Origin of the sequence: Sinorhizobium terangae (genome assembly GCF_029714365.1) — a bacterium.
GTDB classification, from domain to species: domain Bacteria; phylum Pseudomonadota; class Alphaproteobacteria; order Rhizobiales; family Rhizobiaceae; genus Sinorhizobium; species Sinorhizobium terangae.
In genome coordinates, this window is sequence record NZ_CP121660.1 from 1,285,938 (window position 1) to 1,308,458 (window position 22,521).

The 22,521-nt window shown below is 62.7% G+C and carries 16 protein-coding genes and 1 pseudogene; 7 read left to right on the top strand and 10 right to left on the bottom strand.

Annotation, left to right across the window (positions count from 1 at the left end; all coding sequences use genetic code 11):
• The first annotated feature begins 27 nt into the window (after positions 1-27).
• Complete coding sequence (locus QA637_RS24675) at positions 28-1,404, top strand: FAD-containing oxidoreductase (RefSeq protein WP_153439571.1); 1,377 nt, start codon at positions 28-30, stop codon at positions 1,402-1,404.
• A gap of 26 nt (positions 1,405-1,430) precedes the next feature.
• Here QA637_RS24675 and QA637_RS24680 read toward each other — a convergent pair.
• The 10 genes and pseudogenes from QA637_RS24680 to QA637_RS24725 all read right to left on the bottom strand — a co-directional run.
• Positions 1,431-1,722, bottom strand: a pseudogene (locus QA637_RS24680) (sulfite exporter TauE/SafE family protein); the annotation flags it as partial.
• A gap of 325 nt (positions 1,723-2,047) precedes the next feature.
• On the bottom strand, positions 2,048-2,602 hold the full coding sequence (locus QA637_RS24685) for a hypothetical protein (protein ID WP_153439572.1): 555 nt from the start codon (positions 2,600-2,602) through the stop codon (positions 2,048-2,050).
• Positions 2,603-2,774: 172 nt separating this feature from the next.
• On the bottom strand, positions 2,775-3,584 hold the full coding sequence (locus tag QA637_RS24690; protein ID WP_283065305.1) for a dimethylarginine dimethylaminohydrolase family protein: 810 nt from the start codon (positions 3,582-3,584) through the stop codon (positions 2,775-2,777).
• Between the two features lie 166 nt (positions 3,585-3,750).
• The gene (locus tag QA637_RS24695) at positions 3,751-4,272 is read right to left on the bottom strand and encodes a DUF2231 domain-containing protein (RefSeq protein ID WP_153439574.1); all 522 of its coding nucleotides are present in this window, start codon (positions 4,270-4,272) and stop codon (positions 3,751-3,753) included.
• A gap of 408 nt (positions 4,273-4,680) precedes the next feature.
• Entirely contained in the window at positions 4,681-5,109 is a 429-nt protein-coding gene (locus tag QA637_RS24700) for an OsmC family protein (RefSeq protein WP_283065307.1), read from the bottom strand.
• A 444-nt stretch (positions 5,110-5,553) separates the two neighbouring features.
• The gene (locus QA637_RS24705; protein ID WP_283065309.1) at positions 5,554-6,009 is read right to left on the bottom strand and encodes an RbsD/FucU family protein; all 456 of its coding nucleotides are present in this window, start codon (positions 6,007-6,009) and stop codon (positions 5,554-5,556) included.
• Between the two features lie 238 nt (positions 6,010-6,247).
• Positions 6,248-8,632: an aldehyde dehydrogenase family protein gene (locus QA637_RS24710; RefSeq protein WP_283065310.1), complete on the bottom strand. Its 2,385-nt coding sequence runs from the start codon at positions 8,630-8,632 to the stop codon at positions 6,248-6,250.
• A 5-nt stretch (positions 8,633-8,637) separates the two neighbouring features.
• The gene (gene deoC / locus QA637_RS24715; protein ID WP_153439579.1) at positions 8,638-9,651 is read right to left on the bottom strand and encodes a deoxyribose-phosphate aldolase; all 1,014 of its coding nucleotides are present in this window, start codon (positions 9,649-9,651) and stop codon (positions 8,638-8,640) included.
• A gap of 143 nt (positions 9,652-9,794) precedes the next feature.
• Positions 9,795-10,520 carry a DeoR family transcriptional regulator gene (locus tag QA637_RS24720; RefSeq protein ID WP_153439580.1) on the bottom strand — a complete coding sequence of 242 codons (726 nt, stop codon included), beginning with the start codon at positions 10,518-10,520 and terminating at the stop codon, positions 9,795-9,797.
• A 121-nt stretch (positions 10,521-10,641) separates the two neighbouring features.
• Positions 10,642-11,349, bottom strand: coding sequence for a GntR family transcriptional regulator (locus QA637_RS24725; protein ID WP_153439581.1), 708 nt, complete (start codon positions 11,347-11,349; stop codon positions 10,642-10,644).
• Between the two features lie 253 nt (positions 11,350-11,602).
• Between QA637_RS24725 and QA637_RS24730 the strand changes: the two genes are divergently transcribed.
• From QA637_RS24730 to QA637_RS24755, 6 genes are all read left to right on the top strand, one after another.
• On the top strand, positions 11,603-12,691 hold the full coding sequence (locus QA637_RS24730) for an ABC transporter ATP-binding protein (RefSeq protein ID WP_153439582.1): 1,089 nt from the start codon (positions 11,603-11,605) through the stop codon (positions 12,689-12,691).
• Positions 12,692-12,772: 81 nt separating this feature from the next.
• The gene (locus QA637_RS24735) at positions 12,773-14,071 is read left to right on the top strand and encodes an ABC transporter substrate-binding protein (RefSeq protein WP_153439583.1); all 1,299 of its coding nucleotides are present in this window, start codon (positions 12,773-12,775) and stop codon (positions 14,069-14,071) included.
• Positions 14,072-14,311: 240 nt separating this feature from the next.
• Entirely contained in the window at positions 14,312-15,220 is a 909-nt protein-coding gene (locus QA637_RS24740) for an ABC transporter permease (RefSeq protein WP_153439584.1), read from the top strand.
• Position 15,221: 1 nt separating this feature from the next.
• Positions 15,222-16,043, top strand: a complete 822-nt coding sequence (locus QA637_RS24745) for an ABC transporter permease (protein WP_153439585.1) — start codon at positions 15,222-15,224, stop codon at positions 16,041-16,043.
• A 5-nt stretch (positions 16,044-16,048) separates the two neighbouring features.
• The gene (locus QA637_RS24750; RefSeq protein WP_153439586.1) at positions 16,049-16,780 is read left to right on the top strand and encodes an aspartate/glutamate racemase family protein; all 732 of its coding nucleotides are present in this window, start codon (positions 16,049-16,051) and stop codon (positions 16,778-16,780) included.
• 160 nt (positions 16,781-16,940) lie between these two features.
• Positions 16,941-22,397: an alpha-2-macroglobulin family protein gene (locus tag QA637_RS24755; RefSeq protein WP_283067339.1), complete on the top strand. Its 5,457-nt coding sequence runs from the start codon at positions 16,941-16,943 to the stop codon at positions 22,395-22,397.
• Positions 22,398-22,521: the final 124 nt, after the last annotated feature.

Sequence of the window (22,521 nt, forward strand, 5' to 3'; positions counted from 1 at the left end):
AACCTTCCGGGTGGTGTCCTCCGTGTCATGAGCAAGCACTTCGACGCAATCATCATCGGCGCCGGCCAGGCCGGACCATCGCTTGCCGGGCGGCTGACGGCTGCCGGCAAGACCGTTGCGCTCATCGAGCGCAAGCTTTTCGGCGGCACCTGCGTCAACACCGGCTGCATGCCGACCAAGGCGATGGTGGCCAGCGCCTATGCGATCCACACCGCGCGTCGCGGCGCCGAATACGGCATGATGACCGGCGCGATCTCCGTCGACTTCGCCCGCGTCATGGCACGCAAGGAGAAGGTTCGGCTCGATGCTCGTTCGGGCGTGGAAAGCTGGCTCAAGGGCATGGACAACTGCACAGTCATCGAAGGCCATGCACGCTTCGAAAGCCCGACCGACATCCGCGTCGGTGATGAGCTGATTTCCGGCGACCAGATTTTTCTCAACACCGGCGGCCGTGCAGCGGTCCCTGATTTTCCTGGCGTCGACGAGGTTCCCTATCTCACCAACACCTCGATGATGGACCTCAGCGAACTCCCGGAGCACCTCGTCATCATCGGCGGCAGCTATATCGGGCTCGAATTTGCTCAGATGTTCCGGCGTTTCGGTTCCGAGGTGACCGTCATCGAGAAAGCGCCGCGCCTGATCGGGCGGGAAGATCCGGACGTCTCCGATACGATCCGCGACATTCTCGAAAAGGAAGGCATCCATGTCCGCCTCAATGCCGAATGCATCCGCTTCGCCAAGCATAAAGACGGCGTCGCCGCCGGCGTCGATTGCACGTCAGGAGCGCCGGAAGTCATCGGCTCGCATGTGCTGCTCGCCACCGGCCGCCGGCCGAATACGGACGATCTCGGGCTCGACAAGGCTGGCGTGAAGACCGACCCGCGGGGCAATATCGAGGTCGACGATTTCCTGCGATCCAGCGTTCCACATATCTTCGCGATGGGCGACTGCAACGGCCGCGGCGCCTTCACCCACACCGCCTACAACGATTTCGAGATCGTCGCCGCCAATCTCCTCGACAACGATCCGCGCCGGGTGACCGACCGTATCCCGACTTACGCGCTCTACATCGACCCACCGCTCGGGCGCGCGGGCATGACCGAGAGCGAAGCCCGCAACAGCGGCCGCAAGCTGCTGATCGGCACACGGCCGATGACGAGGGTGGGGCGTGCCGTCGAGAAGGGCGAGACGCAGGGCTTCATGAAGGTGATCGTCGACGCGGACACGCAGGAAATCCTCGGCGCATCGATCCTCGGCACCGGCGGAGACGAAGCGATTCAGAGCATCCTCGACGTCATGTATGCGAAGAAGCCCTATACGACGATCACCCGCGCCGTGCACATCCACCCGACCGTGTCGGAACTGATCCCGACGGTGTTCGGGGAACTTACTCCTGCGAAGTAATGCCAGGATTGTCCTTACCGAGTCCCTCAGAGCACGTCTGTCAGTTCGAGCGTCTGGTAGCCGGCCAAAAGCGTGATCAGGGATCCGACAAGCCGCAGGAGTGTCTTCTCCTGCAATGTCTTGATCACCCATCCCGCCGGCGGCGCCGCCGGAACACCTCCGACGATCAGCCCGCCAACAGATGTCAGGTAATCGCCGATTTCGCCGGTTTGCTCCCAGTGGCCGGTTACATGGTGGCGAGGAAGCTCAGCCACACCGAAGTGCAATCAGGAACTCGGCCGCATTGACCGTGCCAATCACGTATCGCGGCCGACCGCCGCGAACAGTAGGAATTCTTCCATACGTGGCTCTGCGCATGACTGCGTTCATGGTGCCCCTCAAGGTTCGCAATTAAACGGACCACGCATCGGCTTGTCCCGTGATTTCGGCTCGGTCCGGGCGTGCCTAACTACTGTCGAAACGTTGCCGCACCCTGATCCAGTCGGTCGTGACCGGCCCCGCGACGATCACGTTCGTACGGATAGAGGCGTGGGGCGCGCGCAGCACAAACCAAAACGAGTGCCTTCGCGAACAAAAGCATCTCAGCTGTCGTTGCCGCAATTTGCGCGAACAACCGTTCGCGCCCAGAGCTTTTCCACTCTCGCTATTTCACCGGTACCATAAGGTGGGCGTAAGGAGTGCCTGCCCACATCACATACGGCCGGGAGGTGTCGGGCTTAGGGTCCGTCGGATAGCCCTGCATCATGTCCGTCGCGTTGACGATCATGACATGCGGGCCGGTTTCCACCCAGTTGTTACCCTCTTCAGGTTTTGTCGCGTAAGGATCGGTATTGCTTCCGTCGGTGCCGCCGGCCAGCATATACATGAAGCCTACCTTCCCTTTTGGCGGCTCCTTTTTCTGCATCCATGCCGTCGCCCATTCCATGGCATTGGCATCGCCGCACATCGGGTCCGGGCCTGGCGTGACCGGATTGTCCGGCATGCACCAGAAGCCGTTCGTGCCCTCCCTCAACGTGCGCATACTGCCCTTCTCGTCCATAACGTGGATGGCAGCGCCCCTTGCTACCGCAGCGGGCGCAGCGGATTCGGCGCTTTTGATCAGCGCAGCGTCGTCGACGGCTGCGTCGGCGGCTACGCCTTGCATTGCAACCAAGCTGCTTGCTGCCAACAGAGCAGCGGCCGTTAGAAGCCTTTTCATGGCCATTCTCCCGGATCGCATTCATCGTTGTCATTGTATCGGCCGGCGGCTGTCCCGAGCCGCATTAGCCACGCCTAAAATAATAGCAGATTGGCCGCACCCAAACAATTAAGCAGAGCAGGCCAGGGCGCCCGCGACGATCTGGTATCGTCCGTTGCCATGCGGCACCTATTCACCCACCTTTTCCGCAGCTGAACCAACGCAGCGACATGCAGGAGAGCCCGGCATCGATCTTGCCGATTTCCGTGGTCTTCAGCGGCACGACCTTGAAGCCAGCCCTGTCGAGCATCTCGATCGTGCGCGGGAAGTCGGCGCCGACCATGACGACGTCATTGACCCGGAGCGCATTGGCGGCCGCCTCCTCGCCCTCCGGAATGATCACCTGCTTGAATTTCCCGAAGACGCCCGACCGCGCCAGGCGGTTGGTGGAAAGCACGGTTTCGTCGTCGAGCAGCGAGCAATCCGTCTTGAAGTGGAGAACGCCCTCGGGCGTCGCGACGATCTCACTCTTGCGGCCGAGCCTGTCGAGACAGCTCTGAAGCGCTTCGGCGCCTGCCTTGTCTGTGCGGGCCGAGAGACCAATCATTACGCTTTCACCTGTCGTCAGCACGTCGCCGCCATCGGCATAGCCCGTGCCCGGTAGTTCAAGAACCGTCTCGAACGCATCGCGCAGCGTCGGCGCGATTTCCTCGACTTCCTTCACGCGTGTCGCCGCGCCCGGCCTGAGCAGGATCGCCCCTTCGGTGAAGACGAGTGCCGGGTCCTCGACGAAGATCGCGTCCGGAAAGGCTTCGAGCGCCGGAAGGACGGCAACCTCAACGCCGGCTTTCTGCATCGCCTGAAGATAGGCGTCATGCTCGGCCTTGACCCCCTCATAGGTCGGGTTACCGCGATCTTCGGCGCGCAAGCCGTTGACGACCGAGCGCGAAGGAGTACGGGCGATGATCCTGTTGAAATTATAGACGGAGCGTGGCTGCGGCATTCGTTCGGCACCTGAGCTTCGACGGTTTTCACTGATGACCGCTGCAGTCGATCAGAGAATCGCGCTCGACGCTAGCAAGTTTGCGTCTAAAGTGTTTTGATGAACAGAATCTCAGCCCGGCCCTGCCGGGGCTCTGCAGCTTCAGATGTGCGTCCCTGCGGCTGAGCTAAAGCTCGTCGGAGACGCCGACTCGGTGGCGATAGACCAGCTCCCAGCCTTTCCAGCCGGTGAACAGGAAAATTCCGACGACGATGAGCGAAAGCAGCAGTCCTTCCGGTATCACGGCCTGGTCGCCATTTGAATAGCGCAGATAGAAGTTCACCGCCGTCACGACGATTGCTACCGCGTTGCCGATGAAGTGATACCAGGCATCCGTCAGTCTCCGGATGAGAGGCTCGCCCAGGAAATCCGTCAGACCGGCGACCGCTGCCAATGCGCCGAAGACCAGCGCGCCGCCGAGGAGCCACAGCGCCGCGGCTGACCATGATGACGAGCCCGTCTGCCAGAAGGCGAGATCGCAGAACAGCGTCGTCACCACGAAGACGACCGGAAACGGAATGAGCATCGGGTGGATCGGATGGCCGGCGATCTGCAGCGTGCTGCGGGGATTGCCAGCAGGACGCGCCAATTCCGGCGTCGATACGGCTCCTTGCGCCGTCGTTGAAGTGTGACTTTCATTCCAAGTCATGGACGCTGCCTCCTCAATACGGAAGCGGCGGGCGTCAAAACTTCGCGTCACATCCAGCCGGATGGCGCGGAGCCGGTAGAGGTGTCCGGTGAAGCGCTCGACAACCTCCGAAGATCACTGCTCGACCTCTTCCGGCGGAGCCGGCGGCCGCCAACCTCAAAACGGCGGAATCGCGAGCGAGCAATTACAAACGTCGCTTGATAGTAGAAGGTTCCACGACCGCAGGTACACTCAGCTGCCAGGCGCGGATGCGAGCACAAAGCAGCGGCGGTTGCTATCCCTCTGGAACCCTTGGGTGACACGCATTACAGCGCCGTGCGTCCATTAGGACGCACAAACGACGCTGTAACTCTTTGATTCGACGCATCGTGCTTTCCGAAAATCGGGTCCGATTTTCGGGCCGATGTGCTAGCCATATACCCTGGTTGCGAAATCCGGATTGCCGCGCAAGGTATTGCTGATCGTGCAGATCTCCGCCTCGGCCGCCTCCGCGATCGCATGGCGAACGGTGTCGTCGAAATCGCCTTTGATGGAGAACTCGATGTCGAAGCGTGCGACACGCGACGGCTCGTCGTAGGCCTTCTCGCCGGTGACCTTTGCGGAGACCTCCGTCAATCTGTCGAGTACACCGAAGCGGCTCGCGGCAATGCGGGCGCTCAGCACCAGACAGCTCGCAAGCGAAGCATAGAGAAGATCGAGCGGGCCATAGCCCGGTTGTGACGGGCTGGTGACGATATCGAGTTCGCCGCCGGTGACCGATTTCACGTGCGGGAAGCCCGTGCGCCCGACGACGGCGGTCGCGCCCGTCTCCCTCGTCCTTACCTTCAACTCAGCCATTCATTATTCCTTCCCGCTGCGCACGCGACCGGCGCAATATCGAGGCAACGCTCTGCTCCTGCAACAACGCCGCGGGGGCTTATCAGGCCCACGGCGCAATTTGCTCCCCGAAGAAATGGACGTGGATCGCTCAGTTCTTCTTCACCAAGCGGTAGGAGACGAAGTCGGATGTGGCGCCGTTGACGTTGCCCGCGACATTATTCTTCATCGCCACCTGGGTCGCCGCCTGGAACATGATCACGATCGGCGACTTCTCCTGCACTTTGTTCCGGTCGCGCTTTCGAAGCTCATCGCGAGGCCGGCGAAGCTCGCCTTTCTCGCGGCCACGCGAAAGGCTGCGAAGCAAAGAGCGCTCGGTCGCTCTCCAAACTTGATTGGGTCGCGGCGCGGTTTACGACCGCGATCCCCCGCCTTTGTTGTCCGGTCTAACGTCGCGCCGACGAATCAGGCGGCTTCCGGCGGAATGACGCCCTTGGTGAAGAGGAAGCAGCCGTAGAAACGCGTCTCGCCCGTGGTGATGACGCAATAGGCCTTCTTCGCCTCTTCGTAGAAGGCGAAGCGCTCGATGCCGTACATCGGCGCCGGCTTGCCCTCGGCGCGATCGATTTCGGCCTGGACCTCCCGCTGTACCGCCGGAAGCTCGTCCGGTGCGCCCATGACTTCCATACGACCGGCCGAGGGCTGCAGCGGTGTGTCAAGCGGAAGGACCGAGAGCACCGCCTTTACGGCGCGCGCGGCGGAGACGTTGTCGATGTGCAGCAGTTTCCCGAGCGTCGTCTGACGCGCGATCGCATCGGATGGGAAATTGGTGTCCGAGATGACCAGCGTGTCACCGTGACCCATCGAGCGCAGCGCGTGCAGCACGTCGGCATTGAGAGCCGGGTCGATATTCCTGAGCATTCCTGTCCTCCCCTGCATGATTCCTTGACCGATCTAACGACAGAACCATGCTGCAATTCAACGTGCTGCGGCAACCTTGCACGTCCGATCGGACGCGCGGCCCTACAGGCACCCATCGCCGGGGCTTCCGGCGGCGTACGGCCGCATCAGGCCCATTCCAACGCCGGGCGTCAACAAGGTTGTTCGGATTTCCCCGCTCTTCCGGCCGTGCCCCCGCCCAAAAAGATGCTGGACCCTCCTACTCGCCGTAGGGGATCCAGATGTTCTTGACGTCGACGGCACGGCGCAGGAAAGCCGGGCCCTCGGCAGCCGTCCGGTCCATCCAGTCGATCGCCTTGCCGTAGTCGACAAACGTGCGCTTCAGGTTGCCGACGGAGAGCTTCTCGACCAGCGCCGAGAGTTCCGGTGAGCCGAAAGCCCAGAGCGCATCGACGTCGTTGTGGGCGGCAAGCGTCTTGGCGAGTTCGACCGCCGATCCGGTGACGATATTGATGACGCCAGCCGGCACATCGGAGGTTTCAAGCACGGAATAGAAATCCGTTGCCGCCAGCGGATGCTGCTCACTCGGAACGGCGATGACGCGGTTGCCGACGGCGATCAACGGCGCCACGAGGCTGACAAGCCCAAGCAGCGGTGCCTCGGGCGGGCAGATGGCGCCGACGACGCCCTGCGGCTCCGGCATCGCCAGCGCAACGCCGCGCAGCGGCGGCTGGTGCACGACGCCCTCGTATTTGTCCGCCCAGGCGCCATAGGTGAAAAGACGCGCGATCGCAGCGTCCACCTCGGCCCTCGCACCGGCTGCCGAGGCGCCGGTCATGGCGGCGATGCGATCGGCAAATTCCGCCGCGCGGCCGCTTAGGTTTTCGGCGATGTAATAAAGGATCTGCGCACGGTTATGGGTCGTTGCAGAAGACCAGGCCGATGCAGCCTGCGCTGCGACGACGGCGTTGCGGATGTCCTTGCGGTTGCCTTCGCCGACCTCGCCGATCACCTTGCCCTTGGAGGAAAGCACCGGCCGCGAATAGTTTCCATCCGGCCGCGCCTGCTTGCCGCCGATGAAGAGCTTTGCGGTGCGGTCGAGCGCCGGCATGGAGAAGTCGCCCGCGGCCGCTTTCACGATCGGCGCGGCCGGAACGGACCGGAGCTTGCGCCCAACCCAGGCCTTCGGCTTCAGATATTCGTAGCAGCCCTCGCGCCCGCCCTCACGACCGAAGCCGGACTCGCGTTTTCCTCCGAAGCCGGCCGCCGCGTCAAAGAGATTGGTGGCATTGACCCAGACGACGCCGGACGCAAGCTTCGCGGCCACATGCAAAGCGAGCCCGATCGTTTCACTCCAGACGCTGGCGGCAAGGCCGTAGCGCGTATGATTGGCGAGCTGGATCGCCTCTTCCGGCGTGCGGAAGGTCATGGAAACCGCCACCGGACCGAAGATTTCCTCGGTGGCGACGATCGAGGTCGGCTGAACGTTCGTGAGCAGCGTCGGCGGATAGAAGCTGCCGCCCTTCGGCAGGTCGATCTTGGGCTGGTGCAGCGACGCGCCCTCGGTCACACCCTGGGCGACAAGGCTTTCAATCCGCTGCAACTGCACCGGCGCCACGATTGCCGCCATATCGATCGCCTTGTCCAGCGGTTGGCCGACGCGAAGCGTTCCCATGCGTCGCGTCAGGCGCTCATAAAAAAGCGGGGCGATGCCCTCCTGGACGAGGAGGCGCGAACCTGCACAGCAGACCTGGCCCTGATTGAACCAGATGGCATCGACGACGCCTTCGACCGCCCCGTCGATATCGGCATCATCAAAGATGATGAAGGGTGACTTGCCGCCGAGTTCCAGCGTCAGCGACTTGCCGGTTCCGGCGGTCTTCTCGCGGATGAGGCGGCCAACCTCGGTCGAACCGGTAAAGGCGATCTTGTCGATATCCTCATGCTCGACGATCAGCGCGCCGGTTTCTCCCTCGCCCGTCACTACATTCAAGACGCCCGGCGGCAACCCGGCCGCGGCGGCGAGATCGGCGAAGAGAAGCGCCGTCAACGGCGTGAATTCGGCCGGCTTCAGGATGACCGTGTTGCCGAGCGCCAGCGCCGGCGCGACCTTCCAGGCCAGCATCAGGAAGGGAAAGTTCCACGGGATGACCTGACCGACGACGCCGACCGGCACCTGATCGGCGAACTCGGTCTCCTGGAGCTGCGCCCAGCCGGCATGGTGGTAGAAGTGACGGGCGGCAAGCGGAATGTCGATGTCGCGCGTCTCGCGGATCGGCTTGCCGTTGTCGATCGCTTCGACCACTGCGATCAGACGCGCGTGGCGCTGGATCATGCGGGCCAGCGCGTAGAGGTGACGCGCACGCGCATGGCCGGGCAACTTCGCCCATGCGCCCTGCGCCTTGCGGGCGGCGCCAACCGCGCTGTTGACGTCCTCGCGGCCGCCGAGCGCGATCTTGGCGAGCAAGGCCCCGGTCGCAGGCTCGTAGGTATCGAACGTCTTTCCAGACGCCGAAGCGACGAAGGCGCCGTTGATGAAGTGGCCGAACACGCCCTTGTGGCGCGCGAGCCATGCACGCGCCTCGGTGTCGGCCTCAGGTGCGGGACCATAGGACATTTCGTCAAAATACCTGGCAACCGTCATCAGGATTATCCTATCGGGTGTCTGTTGAGGGCCGAGTAGGCGCCGCTGACATGATGCTCGAGCTGGCGTTCGATATCGGCAAGCAGGCTCGATGCCCCGATGCGGAAGAGATCGGGTTCCAGCCATTCACGGCCAAGTTCGTCCTTCATGAGGAATTGATAGTTCAGCACATCTTTCGCCGCCGAGATGCCGCCGGCCGGCTTGTAGCCGACCTTGAGCCCGGTGCGCTCCTGATAGGCCCGGATCATTCTCAGCATGACGAGCGTTACGAGCAGCGTCGCGTTGACACCCTCCTTGCCCGTCGAGGTCTTGATGAAGTCGGCGCCGGCCATCATGCAGACGAGCGATGCGCGCGCCACATTGCGCAGGGTCTTGAGATCGCCGGTCGCGAGGATCGCCTTGACATGAGCGTCTCCGCAAGCCGCGCGGAAATCGCGCATCTCGTCGTAGAGCGCCTGCCAATTGCCGGTCAGCACATGCTCGCGCGTGATGACGATATCGATCTCCCGCGCGCCATCGGCGACGGAGGCCTCGATCTCCTTCAACTTCACGTCGTGCGGCACGAGACCCGCCGGAAAGCCGGTGGAGACGGCGGCAACCGGAATACCTGAACCTTCAAGCGCATCTACCGCCGTCGAAACGAAGCGATGATAGACGCAGACGGCACCGGTCGTGATGCCGCGATCGCCCATGCCGAGCGCATCGAGAATGTCCTGTCGCACTGGCTGGCGCGCCTTGGCGCATAGCCGCCTGACGCGCTCGGTCGTGTCGTCGCCATTGAGCGTGGTAAGATCGATGCAGGTCACCGCCTTCAGCAGCCAGGCGGCCTGGGCGTCCTTCTTGACCGTACGCCGCCCCGGCAGTGTCGCAACACGCCGTTCGGCCGCCGACAGATTGACACGCTGATCGACCACCCACGAAAGGTCGAGCTCGATGCCATCATTGCGCGGCCAATTGTGACCCGCACCGACGATCTTAGCGGATGCCGCCGCCGTGCTCTTCACAGCAAGGTCTTCCAAACGACTACTCCTCGTATCGCCGATGTCGCCCTCGGGCGCGCATCTTCGCAGCTTTTGTCCGCCTTGGCGATGTTGTTATCTTTTTATCTATTTATGTTAGAATTCCACCAAAGCGCCGATCTGTCAAGCAAAGCGCGAAGCGCCTATCCGACCGCCGTCTCGCCATCTTCCGTGATCACCGCCCGAAAGGCGCCCGTGGGCGCGAAAAAGGCCGGCTTCAGCTTGCCGATCTTGCTGCGATCGACGACGAGGTAATTTTCCCGAGCGAGCGAGATCACCTTCTGCTTGATCGACACCTCGTGGAAATGGACGCAGGTCGCGCCCCGCTGTCGGTCGATCCCGGCGGCGGAGAGAAACGCGACGTTGATACCAAGCCGATCAAGCGTCTCCAGGCCGGAATCGCCTGAAAAGGATGCCGACGACGGATGAAAAAGACCACCCAGCATGACGATCCGCACATTGGGTTTCCGGGTCAGGCGGTCGGCCACGTTCAACGAATAACAGACTGCCGTTATTGAATAATCTTCCGGAATCAGATCGACGAGGTATTCAAGCGTCGTGCCGCAGTCGATGAAGATCGTCTCATCGGGACGAATATACCGTGCGGCATGGACGCAGGCCTCGCGCTTGGCGGCCGCATGGCTGTCAGCCGCGCGCGCAAGCTCATAGGGAATGTCGCTTTCGATATCGGCCGCGGGAACGATGTGCCCCCCGAGATAGCCGAAAAGCCCGGGATTGTCGGCAACGTCGCGGCGCACCGTCATTTCCGATACGCCAAGCAGCGCGGCGGCCTCTTTCAGATGAAGCACGCGGCGCGCCGAAAGCGCGTCGGTCAAGGTCGTGATACGTGTCGACTTGCGACTGGTCATCGATCCCGGTTCTCGCAATCCAGCATGTGAGCGGGAGCTCGCTAGAAATTTTATTGTGAGAATTATCACAGAATCCATCACATCGGCAAGCGGCCTTCCAATCGGTCACCTGGATGCGGCCCTAGAGGCTCAGCACGTCTTTCAGGTCACCACTTTTCTTCGCTCGGAGATCGAGGTCGGCTTCGATGTGATCGATATGTTCTAGCATCAGCCTGCAGGCGGCCTCGACATCTCCTTTCTCTAAGGCGTCGATGATCTGCTGATGCTCGGCATGACCGCAGCTTGAGACCACCGACTGGCCGTAAAGCGCAATCACCAGCGAGGAACGCGCAATGAGTTCGTCCATAAAACGCTGGAGAATGGCATTTCCGGTGATCGCCGCGAGCGCCAGGTGAACGTCGCCGGAGGCCTTGATCTCCGCCCGGCGCGCCGACTGGCCACGCTCATTGGTTAGCCGCTCCTCTGCGGCAAGCAGCGCACGCAACTCCTTGATATGTCGCTTCTCCAGATGACGGGCCGCCTCGCGTAAAAGGCCCGGCTCGATAAGTCGGCGCGTCGCGAATATCTGCTGCGCCTCAGCAACCGAGGGGTAGGCGACGAAGGCGCCGCGGTTCTTTTCGACCGTCACGAGCCCTTCGTAGGAAAGGGCCTGGAGCGCGGCGCGCACGACCGTGCGGCTGACGTTGAAAAGGCCGCCGACGTCGTTTTCGGAAAGCTTCGTTCCGGGCGCCAACCGCCGCTCGACGATCGCCTCGCGGATCACGTCACGGATATGCTGGGCGCCGGTGTCGATGGCGTTTTCTGCCGGGGCAAGAGTGGCTGAGGTCATGGGGCTGGGAATCCGAACAATGTTGACACTCTAACGCGGCGCACGCCGGAAGTGAATCATTAATTGTGCTCAACTCGGCTTTCAATTGTATACAATATTGGCAGTCTTTGCCGACGACCGCCTACAAAATGTGCAACCGCTCAGGCCAAACCCGCCGGCCGATCGCGGCATCCGAAAACGTGGCCATGGATATCAGGCTTTTTAGCAAACTGGCACGCTTGATGCTTCTCTCCTGTCGCAAGGAGAAAACGCCATGTCAAAAGCGGCAGAGATCGATATTGCCTCCGTTTCCAAGATCTACGGATCGACCACCGCCGTCCATTCGATCAGCCTAAAGATTCCCGCCGGCAGCTATTGCTGCTTTCTCGGACCCTCCGGCTGCGGCAAGACATCGACGCTGCGCATGATTGCCGGTCACGAGAGCATTTCGTCCGGCGACATTCGTCTCGGCAATACCGTGGTCACGGATTTTCCGCCGGCGAAACGCGGCACGGCGATGATGTTCCAGTCCTACGCGCTGTTCCCTCATCTCGATCTCGTCGACAACGTGGCCTTCAGCCTGAAGATGAAGGGCATAGAAAGGGATGAGCGCCGGGCGAAGGCGCTGGAAATGCTGAAGCTCATGCAGATGGAGGCCTATTCGACGCGTCGCCCGGCGCAGCTTTCCGGCGGCCAGCAGCAGCGCGTGGCGCTTGCCCGGGCGCTCATCACAGATCCGGAGGCGCTGCTGCTCGACGAGCCGCTCTCCGCGCTCGATCCCTTCCTGAAGATCCGGATGCGGGCAGAGTTGAAGAAGCTGCAAAAGACGCTCGGTATCACCTTCGTCCATGTGACGCACAGCCAGGAAGAGGCGATGGCGCTGGCCGACCTGATCGTCATCATGAACAACGGCCGCATCGAGCAGGCGGCCAAGCCACGCACCGTTTTCGAAAAGCCGGCAACCGCCTTCGTTGCCCGCTTCATGGGCGACCATAACGTGCTTTCCGGCCGCATCACGGCGATCGGGGACGGCATAGTGACGCTGCAGGTGCCCGAAGGCCAGACCTTTGCCGTACGCGATATCGCGCAGGAGGTCGGCAAGCCGATCGACATCGGCATCCGCACCGATCGCGTGCGTCTCGAACCGGCCTCGGAAAGATCACTGGGCCTCCAAGGTGTCGTCTCGAATGTCGAGTATCGCGGCGCTTCCGTGAGGATCACCGTGATCGGCGCCGGCAGCGACGACTTCACCGTGATCCTCTCCGACGCGGACTACTTCAGGAAACCGGTCTCCGTGGGCGAAGCGGTGTCCTTGAGCTGGGCCTTGGAGGACGTGATCCCTCTCGGCCGTCTTTCGGCATAGCGAGAAGAGGAAACGCGCGATGCGTTTTCGCCCGCGCCTTGCTCACAAACAACCACCAACCACCAAGAAGGGGAACTGCGTATGACAACCGAAGCCAAGACACTGAAAGCCCAAAAGGGCATCTCCCGACGCTCGCTGCTTAAGACGGGCGCTGCCGCCGTTGGCGCCATCGCCGGATCCGGCGTTATCACCGGATTCCCGACCATCTGGGCGCAGAACCCGATCACGCTCCGCCAGTTCGGTACCGGCGTTTCGAACATCAACGCGATCGCCGAGAAGTGCAAACAGGACCTTGGCATCACGCTGGAAATGACGGCGACCGACTCCGACGCCGCCGCCCAGCGCGCCGTCACCCAGCCGGACTCCTACGACATCGCCGACATCGAATACTGGATCGCCAAGAAGGTCTTCCCGGCTGGCGTCATGCAGCCGATGGATGTCACCAAGATCAAATATTACGACAAGATCGTGCCGCTCTTCATCAACGGCAAGCTGAAGCCGGACAGCGTAATCGCCCAGGGCACCGCGCCGCACACCGTCGGCTTCGTCGAAGCGCAGGACTCCAAGACCTTCGCCAAGGCGCCGACGCAATGGATGACCCTCATCCCGACCATCTACAATGCCGACACCCTCGGCATCCGTCCGGATCTCGTCGGTCGCGAGATCACGACCTGGGCCGACATCATGGATCCCGCCTTCAAAGGCAAGACGGCGCTCCTCAACATCCCTTCGATCGGCATTATGGACGCCGCCATGATCATGGAGGCCATGGGCAAGATCAAATATGCCGACAAGGGCAACATGACAACGGATGAAATCGACCAGACCATCGATTTCCTCATCAAGGCCAAGCAGGATGGCCAGTTCCGTGCCTTCTGGAAGTCCTTCGACGAGAGCGTCAACCTGATGGCTTCGGGCGAAGTCGTCATCCAGTCCATGTGGTCGCCGGCCGTCGCCGCCGTCCGCTCCAAGGGGATCGCCTGCAAATACCAGCCGCTGAAAGAGGGCTATCGCGCCTGGGGCGGCGGGCTCGGTCTTGCCGCCCACCTGCAGGGCGCCCAGCTCGACGCCGCTTACGAATACATCAATTGGTATCTCTCCGGCTGGGTCGGGGCCTATCTCAACCGCCAGGGTTACTACTCCGCCGCCATGGAGACGGCCAAAGCGCACATGTCCGAGGACGAGTGGGGCTTCTGGGTCGAGGGCAAGCCGGCAAAGGGCGACATCCTCTCTCCGGAGGGCAAGGTCATGGAAAAGGCCGGTGCCGTCCGCGACGGCGGCTCGTTCGAGGAACGTATGGGCAAGGTCGCGTGCTGGAACTCCGTGATGGACGAGGACCGCTACATGGTCCGCCGCTGGAACGAGTTCATCGCGGCGTAGAGGAGATTTGGCCTCACGTTAAGCGATCGCCTCTTATCGGAGGCGATTGCCCCTCACCCTTGCCCTCTCGCCGCACGCGGGGAGAGGGGACGAGGGGCGCGGCTCCCGCACTTTCTCTTCGCGAGGGAAAAGGTAGGACGAGGACAGCGCCGTAAGTCCCTTTCTCCCCGCGAGCGGGGAGAAGGTGCCGGCAGGCGGATGAGGGGCAGTTTCCAAGGCAAAATTGTAAAGGGATTGAGTATGACAGCCGTCGCAAGCTCAGGAGAAATCAAGGCCGGCAAGGCACCACGCTTCCTCGCCGCACCACAATGGCTGATTGCTTATCTCCAGGCGACGCCGCTCTTCCTGATCCTCGGCTTCTTCTTCATCCTGCCGATCCTGACCATCTTCGTCGTCAGTTTCTGGGACTACGACTTCGCGGGCATCTACCCGGATTTGCTGACAATGAACTATACGGACACGCTTGGCTCGTGGGTGACGTGGAAGACCTATCTCAACACGCTGAAATTCACGGCGATCACCTGGGCGCTGACGCTCGTGATCGGCTTCTGGGTCGCCTACTTCCTCGCCTTCCACATCCGCACGACGACGATGCAGATGGTGCTCTTCCTCGTTTGCACCGTGCCGTTCCTCACCTCCAACATCATCCGGATGATCTCCTGGATCCCGGTACTCGGCCGCAACGGCCTCGTCAACTCGACATTGATCGAGCTCGGCATCGTCCCTGAGCCGATCGAATGGCTGCTCTACTCCGATTTTGCCGTCGTGCTCGCCATGGTGCATCTCAACACGCTGTTCATGGTGACGCCGATCTTCAACACGCTGATGCGCATCGATCGCTCGCTGATCGAAGCCGCGCGCGATTGCGGCGCGAGCGGCTCACAGATCCTCTGGAACGTCATCCTGCCGCTGGCAAAGCCGGGTATGGCGATCGGCTCGATCTTCGTCGTGACGCTGGTGATGGCGGATTTTTCCACCGTGCAGGTCATGTCCGGCGGGCAGAGCGCATCGGTCGCGCTGATGATGAAGAACCAGATGTCGCTGCTTCAATATCCAGCGGCGGCCGCCAACGCCGTCGTGCTGCTGATCGTCGTTCTTTTGATGGTCGCCGCGATCCTCCGGGTCGTCGATATCAGGAAGGAGCTCTGAGATGAGCCACGAAAGACGGACTTGGGAATTCTATGTGCTGGCGGCCTTCTTTGCGCTGTTCGTGCTGTTCCTTTACGGACCGTTGTCGGCGGTCCTGATCCTCTCCTTCCAGGGGCCGGACGGCGGTCTCACCTTTCCGCTGAACGGCGTTTCGCTGCACTGGTTCTACAACCTCTTCGAAAAGCAGGCTGTCGGCGATTTCGGCGCCTCGTTCCGCCGGTCGTTCACGCTGGGACTTATGGTCATGGTCGTTAACGTCGTCGTGGCGCTCTTGGCGGGGCTCGCCTTCCGCCACCGCTTCCGCGGCTCGACGACACTCTTCTACGTGACGGTCGCGAGTCTCGTCGTGCCCTCGATCATCATTTCGCTTGGCATCGGCGTCGTCTTCCAGCAGTTCGGGTTAAAGCCCGCTTGGTATTCTTCCGGGTTCGGCGCGCACCTCACCTGGACGCTGCCCTTCGGCGTGCTGATCATGTTCGCCGTCTTCAACCGCTTCTCGCCCGCCTATGAGGAAGCCGCCCGCGACCTCGGCGCAACGCCATGGCAGACCTTCCGTCATGTCGTGCTGCCGATGATCGCGCCGAGCCTCGTCGGCGTCGGCCTCTTCGGCTTTACCCTCTCTTATGACGAGTTTGCCCGCACGCTGATGACGTCGGGCACCTACAACACGCTCCCACTCGAAATCTACGGCATGACGACCAATGTGACGACGCCGGTGCTCTATGCTCTCGGCACGGTCACGACGCTGTTCTCCTTCACCATCATCCTCGTCGCTCTCGCCGTCATCCTCGTGCTCAGGCGTCGGCAGGCAAAGATAAGCTGACATCCATGCGCATTCTGATCGTCAATCCGAACACCACAGCCTCAATGACGGAAAAGGCTGCGCAAGCAGCGCGCGCCGTCGCCGGACATGGGACCGAAATCGTCGCAGCAACCTCCAGAAACGGGCCCGCCTCGATCGAGGGGCACTATGACGGCGCGATTGCTGTACCGGGCCTGCTTCTCGAAATCCGCGCGGGGCAGGCAGCCGGCGCCGATGCCGCCATCATCGCCTGTTTCGATGACACCGGGCTCGAGGCTGCGCGCACCCTCGCCGACATTCCCGTGCTGGGGCTTTGCGAATCCGCCCTGATGACGGCCGCGCTTCTGGCCCAACGCTTCACCGCCGTCACCACGCTGGAGCGCTCCCGCGTTCTTATCGAAAACCTCGTCGTGCGCTATGGCATGGGCGGCCGCGCAAAGGTTCGTGCCGCCGATATTCCGGTGCTCGATCTTGAGGACAAGGACTCGGGCGCGCTCGCCAAGCTCAGGCGCCAGATCGAGTTGGCGCTTACTAAGGACAGAGCCGAAGCGATCGTTCTTGGCTGCGCCGGCATGACCGATCTAGCGCAGCTTCTGCAGCGCGAATACGGCGTCCCGGTCGTCGATGGCGTCTCAGCGGCGGTCAAGCAGGCTGAGGCGCTCGTCGCGCAGGGCCTTACGACCAGCAAGCGCGGTTCCTATGCCGCACCGATTGCAAAACCCTACACCGGTTCGATGCAGGCCTTCGCGCCGGAATAAGCCTGTCCCTGAGCCCCGCCCAATCAATCGCTCAGGTTGCAGCACCGCTCAAGCGACAGTTGCCGCGGGCCTTTGCCGCATGCGCGATTGACAAGCCGGCGAGAAGGTTGACAAAGTGACGCTCCATCGAGACGGGCAGCATCGGGGAGGACTTATGTCTATGCGCGCGTTTGTCGGCCTTTCCACCCTTCTTCTCACGCTCGCCTCCCTCAGTTCACCTGCTGCGGCGGCTGAAACGAGCCGCACAATCGAGATTACGCAAGACGGCGATTATTTCGGGTTCGATCTTCGCACCGAGCAGAATGTCTCGCTTCGGCAGTGCGAGACCGCCTGCATCGCCGACCAGGCCTGCCGCGCCTTCACCTACAATCCAAAGGTGAGGTGGTGCTTCCTGAAATCCGACTTCAATCAGTTGAACACCTTCAAAGGGGCGATCGCCGGCAAAGTCGTCGAGACGGGCAGCGTCCAGCCCGATATCGGCGCGCCATCGCGTCTCTCTTTCATCTCAGACGATCTGTTGCAGCAGGCGCGTGACGTCAAGGCGAACCTAGCGCTCACAGAGGATCAACAGGGTTTCGGCGTCAACGGTCTGATCGAAGCCGCCCGGAGCGAGTTGACAGCCGGCAACATCGAGAATGCGCTGAAAGGCTTTCGCGGTGCGCTGGCGGTAACGCTGGATGACGGCGAATTGTGGCTGGAGACGGCGCGTGCAGCCAACCGGATCACTGGCAACACTGAGATTGCCGGCCAGGCAGCGCTTGCCGCCCTCAACGGCTATCAACTGACCCGCACGACCGAGAGCCGGGCAGACGCGCTCGCCGTTCTCGCCAAATCGCTCGAAAACACAGAGAACTATCGCGCCGCCCTCAACGCCTACAAGGCGAGCCTCGAACTCGTGCAGGCGAAGACGGTCGAAACGGCCTACCTCGATCTCAGGGCGCGGCAGGGGTTCCGCGTCACCGACCATACGATCGATGCCGACAGCGCCAGCCCGCGTGCCTGCGTCCAGTTCTCCGAGCAGCTCGTCAAGAACGGAACGGACTACGCCTCGTTCGTCACTCTCGATGGCAAGGCTCCCAAGGCGGTCGAGGCCAAGGGAAACGAGATTTGCGTCGAGGGCCTGTCGCACGGGCAACGCTACAAGCTTGTGCTGAGGCAGGGCCTGCCCTCCTCCGTCGACGAGGTCATCGAAACGCCCGTCAGTCTCGACATCTATGTCAAGGATCGCTCGCCAATGGTGCGCTTCACCGGCGACAGCTTCGTGCTGCCGTCGACCGCACGGCGCGGCATTCCGATCGTCTCCGTCAACACCGAGAGCGCCAAGCTCAAGCTCTATCGCATCGGCGACCGCGGCATCTCTTCCCTGTTGACCAGTTCGCAGTTCCTGACCCAGCTCGATGGCTACAGCGAAGAGCGCATCAAGGAAGAGAGCGGCGAACTCGTCTGGCAGGGCAGCATCGACATCAAAACAGAACTCAACAAGGAAGTGGTGACCAGCTTCCCGGTGGATGAAGCACTGCCTCAACGCAAACCCGGCGTCTATGTGCTGACGGCAGTCTCGGGCACCGGGCTTAGCCAGGATTGGGACGCCCGCGCCACCCAATGGTTCGTCGTCTCCGATATCGGCATCTCGACCTATGCCGGGACGGATGGACTCACCGTCTTTGCCCGCTCGCTCGCCACCGCCAAGCCGCTCGACGGCGTCGAGCTGCAACTCGTTGCGAAGAACAATGAAGTTCTCGGCACCGCGACGAGCGACGCGGAGGGCAAGGCGACGTTCGCCGCCGGCCTGATGCGCGGCACGGCCAGCATGACACCTGCCGTCATCACCGCGAAGACGAGCGACGCGGATTACGTCTTTCTCGATATGACCCGCGCCGGCTTCGATCTTTCCGATCGCGGCGTCACCGGTCGCGCCGCACCCGGCGCGATCGACCTCTTCGCCTGGACCGAACGGGGTATCTATCGCGTCGGCGAGACGGTGCATGCGGCCGCGCTTGCCCGCGACGTGAACGGCGCGGCGATCGAGAACCTGCCGCTCACCTTCGCCTTCCTGCGCCCGGATGGCGTCGAGGACCGGCGCATGGTCAGCAATGGCGCCAAGCTCGGCGGCCACACGCTCGACCTGCCGATTCCGGAAAACGCGATGCGCGGGACCTGGACCATGCAGATCTTCGCGGATCCGAAAGGGTCCGCGATCGGCGAGAAGCAATTCCTCGTCGACGACTTCGTGCCGGACCGCACCGAGTTCGACCTGACGAGCGAGGCAAGCGAGATCACTGTGGGCACGCCGGTGCCCGTCTCTGTCGAAGGCCGCTTCCTCTATGGCGCGCCCGCTGCCGGACTGACGCTTGAGGGTGAAGTCGCGATCAAGCCGACGCGCGAGAGCGCGGCCTTCAAGGGCTACTTCTTCGGCCTTGCCGACGAGGAGGCGAGCGAAGACACGCGCTTGCCGCTCGAGGCGCTGGAGCCGCTGGATCAGAACGGCAAAGCTGTTTTCGACGTCGATCTGACCGAGGTTCCCTCGACGACGCAGTTGCTGAACGCCAATGTCACCGTGCGCATGCGAGAGGCCGGCGGTCGCGCCGTGGAACGCTCGCTGACGCTGCCGGTCAAGCCCGAAGGGCCGATGGTCGGCATCAAGCCGGAGTTTTCCGGAGATCTTGCCGAAAACTCGGTCGGGCGCTTTCACGTGATTGCGGTCGGGGAGGACGGCACGAAAATACCGATACCCGGCTTGCTCTGGAAGCTGATCAGCGTCGAACGCAATTACCAATGGTATCGGGACGGGAGCGCCTGGAAATACGAGCCAGTCGTCTCCACGAAGCAGGTGGCGAACGGCACTGTCGACGTGGCTGCGGACGGTGGCGAGATCGCCGTGCCGGTCGGCTGGGGCCGCTACCGCCTCGAGATCGAGACGGCTGCGGTCGACGGACCTGCCTCCAGTGTCGAGTTCGATGCTGGCTGGTATGTCGAAGCAACTTCGACTGAAACACCGGACGGGCTGGAGATCGCGCTCGACAAGGAGAGCTACGCGGTCGGCGAGACTGCGAGGCTCAAAGTCTCACCGCGCTTTGCCGGCGAATTGCTGGTCACGGTCGGTACGGAAAGCCTGATCACGATGAAGACGGCGACCATTGCCGAGACCGGCGGCGAGGTGGAATTGCCGGTCACCGCCGAGTGGGGCGGCGGTGCCTATGTCACCGCGACGCTCTATCGCCCCGGTGATGCCCAGGAGAGCCGTATGCCGATGCGGGCGATCGGCATCAAGTGGCTCGCCGTCGATCCGGCGGAGCGCAAGCTCGCCGTCACGCTCGACGCGCCGGAGAAGATGCAGCCGCGCCAGCCCCTCAACGGCAACCTCAAGGTGCGCGGCGCGGGCGCGAACGAGGACGCTTACGTTACGATCGCCGCTGTCGATGTCGGCATCCTGAACCTCACGCGTTACGAGGCACCCGATCCCGACGGCTGGTACTTCGGCCAAAGGCAGCTCGGCCTTGAGATCCGCGACCTCTACGGACGCCTGATCGACGGCTCGCTCGGCGCCACGGGCCGGTTGCGCACCGGCGGCGACGGCGGGCAAGTGCCGCTGCAAGGCAGCCCGCCGACCGAAAAGCTGGTTGCCTTCTTCTCCGGACCGGTGAAGCTCGATGCAGACGGCGAAGCGATGGTCAGCTTCGATATCCCGCAGTTCAACGGCACAGCGCGGGTCATGGCCGTCACCTGGACGAAATCCGGTGTCGGCCATGCGACCAAGGACGTCGTGATCCGCGACCCGGTCGTGGTGACCGCAAGCCTGCCGAAGTTCCTTGCCCCGGCAGACCGCGCCGAACTGAGGCTCGACATTGCCAACACGGATGCACCTGCCGGCGACTATCAATTGCAGGTGACGACCAACGGCCCTGTAGCCGTGGAGCAGACCGGCGCAGCCGAAACCGTGCATCTCGACGCCGGTGGCAAGACCGCCGTGACGCTGCCGCTGACGGGCCAATATCCCGGCAACGGGCTCGTCACCGTGGCACTTTCCAACGCCTCTGGCCTGTCGATCGAGCAGGCGTTGAACGTTCCGGTCCGCCCGGCGGCATTGCCGGTCACCCAGCGGCAGGTGGTCAGCATCGCCGCCGGCAGCAGCCTGACGGTGGACGACCAACTGCTTGCCGACAGCCTGCTGCAGGGCGCGTCCGTCAGTCTCAACGTCACGCGCTCGGCCGCCTTCGATATTCCCGCGCTCCTGATGACGCTCGACCGCTATCCCTATGGCTGCGCGGAACAGACGACGAGTCGCGCCCTGCCTCTGCTCTATCTCAGCGAACTCGCCAAGCAGTCCGGCCTTGCCGACGACGGCGAGGTGACGAAGCGGGTGCAGGAGGCGATCTACCGCGTGCTTGCCTACCAGTCCTCCTCCGGCAGCTTCGGCCTCTGGGGCCCGGGCTCCGGCGATCTCTGGCTCGACGCCTATGTGAGTGATTTCCTGACGCGGGCGCGCGAACAGAAATATGACGTGCCCGAACAGGCGATGGTGCAGGCGCTCGAGAATCTCCAGAATGCGCTGAGCTACGAGACCAACGTCAAGGACCGCGGCAACGAGATCGCCTATGCGCTCTATGTGCTCGCCCGCAATCGCAAGGCGGCGATCAGCGACCTTCGCTATTACGCCGACACGATGCTCGACGATTTCCCGACGCCGCTCGCCAAGGCGCATATCGCCGCGGCACTGGCGCTCTATGGCGATGCGGCCCGCTCTCAGGATATCTTTGCGGCATCCTTGAACATGTCGACCGGCGCCGGCCTCGTCAAAGTCAGCCTTGCCCGGTCCGACTACGGCTCGTCACTGCGCGACGATGCGGCGGTATTGGCGCTCGCGGCCGAAAGCCGTCCCGTACCGGCGATCATTCCGGAGCTTTCCAGGATCGTCGCGCGGGAGTGGCAGCAGGCGCAATATGCGAGCACGCAGGAACAGACCTGGATGTTGCTCGCAGCGCGCGCGATCCAGGGCGGCGACGAGGATATGAAACTCGACATCAACGGCGCGGCGCGCACCGGCAGCTACGCCGCACGCATAACCGGGGATGCGCTCATCGAGCACCCGGTCGTCATTCGCAACAACGGCGCCGACGCAGTCTCCGCCGTGGTGACGACCGTCGCGGCCCCGGCTCAGCCGTTGTCGGCCGGCGGTGATGGCTTCACGATCGAGCGCACCTACTACACGCTCGACGGCGCCGAGGCCAATGTCAGCGAAGCGCGGCAGAACGAGCGTTATGTCGTCGTGCTCAAGGTCACCGAAAGCAACGATTGGCCGTCGCGCGTGCTGATCACCGATCTGCTGCCGGCCGGCTTCGAGATCGACAATCCAAGCCTTGTCGACAGTGCGCAACTCACGAACTTCGAATGGATCGGTGAGGTACAAGCCGCCCACACCGAGTTCCGCAGCGATCGCTTCGTGGCGGCCTTCGATCGCTCGACCGGCGACAACCGGGAGATCACGCTCGCCTATGTCGTACGCGCGGTAACCCCGGGCACCTATGATCATCCGGCGGCAAGCGTGGAGGACATGTACCGGCCGCAATTCTCGGCCCGCACGGCCACCGGGCGCATGGAGGTGCTGGCAGCCCAGTAGATCGCGCGATGACGCTCTGGCAGCTACTTGAACGGATAGTGGGGAGTCGCAAAGGCATCGGTTGGACGTCACCCCCCTCTGCCCTGCCGGGCATCTCCCCCACAAGGGGGGAGAACAGGGATGC

What these genes read in the sequence shown, in the direction of transcription:
- QA637_RS24675 (WP_153439571.1), top strand. Translation starts at nt 28, where the DNA reads ATGAGCAAGCACTTCGACGCAATCATCATCGGCGCCGGCCAGGCCGGA.
- QA637_RS24685 (WP_153439572.1), bottom strand. Translation starts at nt 2,602, where the DNA reads ATGAAAAGGCTTCTAACGGCCGCTGCTCTGTTGGCAGCAAGCAGCTTG.
- QA637_RS24690 (WP_283065305.1), bottom strand. Translation starts at nt 3,584, where the DNA reads ATGCCGCAGCCACGCTCCGTCTATAATTTCAACAGGATCATCGCCCGT.
- QA637_RS24695 (WP_153439574.1), bottom strand. Translation starts at nt 4,272, where the DNA reads ATGACTTGGAATGAAAGTCACACTTCAACGACGGCGCAAGGAGCCGTA.
- QA637_RS24700 (WP_283065307.1), bottom strand. Translation starts at nt 5,109, where the DNA reads ATGGCTGAGTTGAAGGTAAGGACGAGGGAGACGGGCGCGACCGCCGTC.
- QA637_RS24705 (WP_283065309.1), bottom strand. Translation starts at nt 6,009, where the DNA reads ATGCTCAGGAATATCGACCCGGCTCTCAATGCCGACGTGCTGCACGCG.
- QA637_RS24710 (WP_283065310.1), bottom strand. Translation starts at nt 8,632, where the DNA reads ATGACGGTTGCCAGGTATTTTGACGAAATGTCCTATGGTCCCGCACCT.
- QA637_RS24720 (WP_153439580.1), bottom strand. Translation starts at nt 10,520, where the DNA reads ATGACCAGTCGCAAGTCGACACGTATCACGACCTTGACCGACGCGCTT.
- QA637_RS24725 (WP_153439581.1), bottom strand. Translation starts at nt 11,349, where the DNA reads ATGACCTCAGCCACTCTTGCCCCGGCAGAAAACGCCATCGACACCGGC.
- QA637_RS24730 (WP_153439582.1), top strand. Translation starts at nt 11,603, where the DNA reads ATGTCAAAAGCGGCAGAGATCGATATTGCCTCCGTTTCCAAGATCTAC.
- QA637_RS24735 (WP_153439583.1), top strand. Translation starts at nt 12,773, where the DNA reads ATGACAACCGAAGCCAAGACACTGAAAGCCCAAAAGGGCATCTCCCGA.
- QA637_RS24740 (WP_153439584.1), top strand. Translation starts at nt 14,312, where the DNA reads ATGACAGCCGTCGCAAGCTCAGGAGAAATCAAGGCCGGCAAGGCACCA.
- QA637_RS24745 (WP_153439585.1), top strand. Translation starts at nt 15,222, where the DNA reads ATGAGCCACGAAAGACGGACTTGGGAATTCTATGTGCTGGCGGCCTTC.
- QA637_RS24750 (WP_153439586.1), top strand. Translation starts at nt 16,049, where the DNA reads ATGCGCATTCTGATCGTCAATCCGAACACCACAGCCTCAATGACGGAA.
- QA637_RS24755 (WP_283067339.1), top strand. Translation starts at nt 16,941, where the DNA reads ATGCGCGCGTTTGTCGGCCTTTCCACCCTTCTTCTCACGCTCGCCTCC.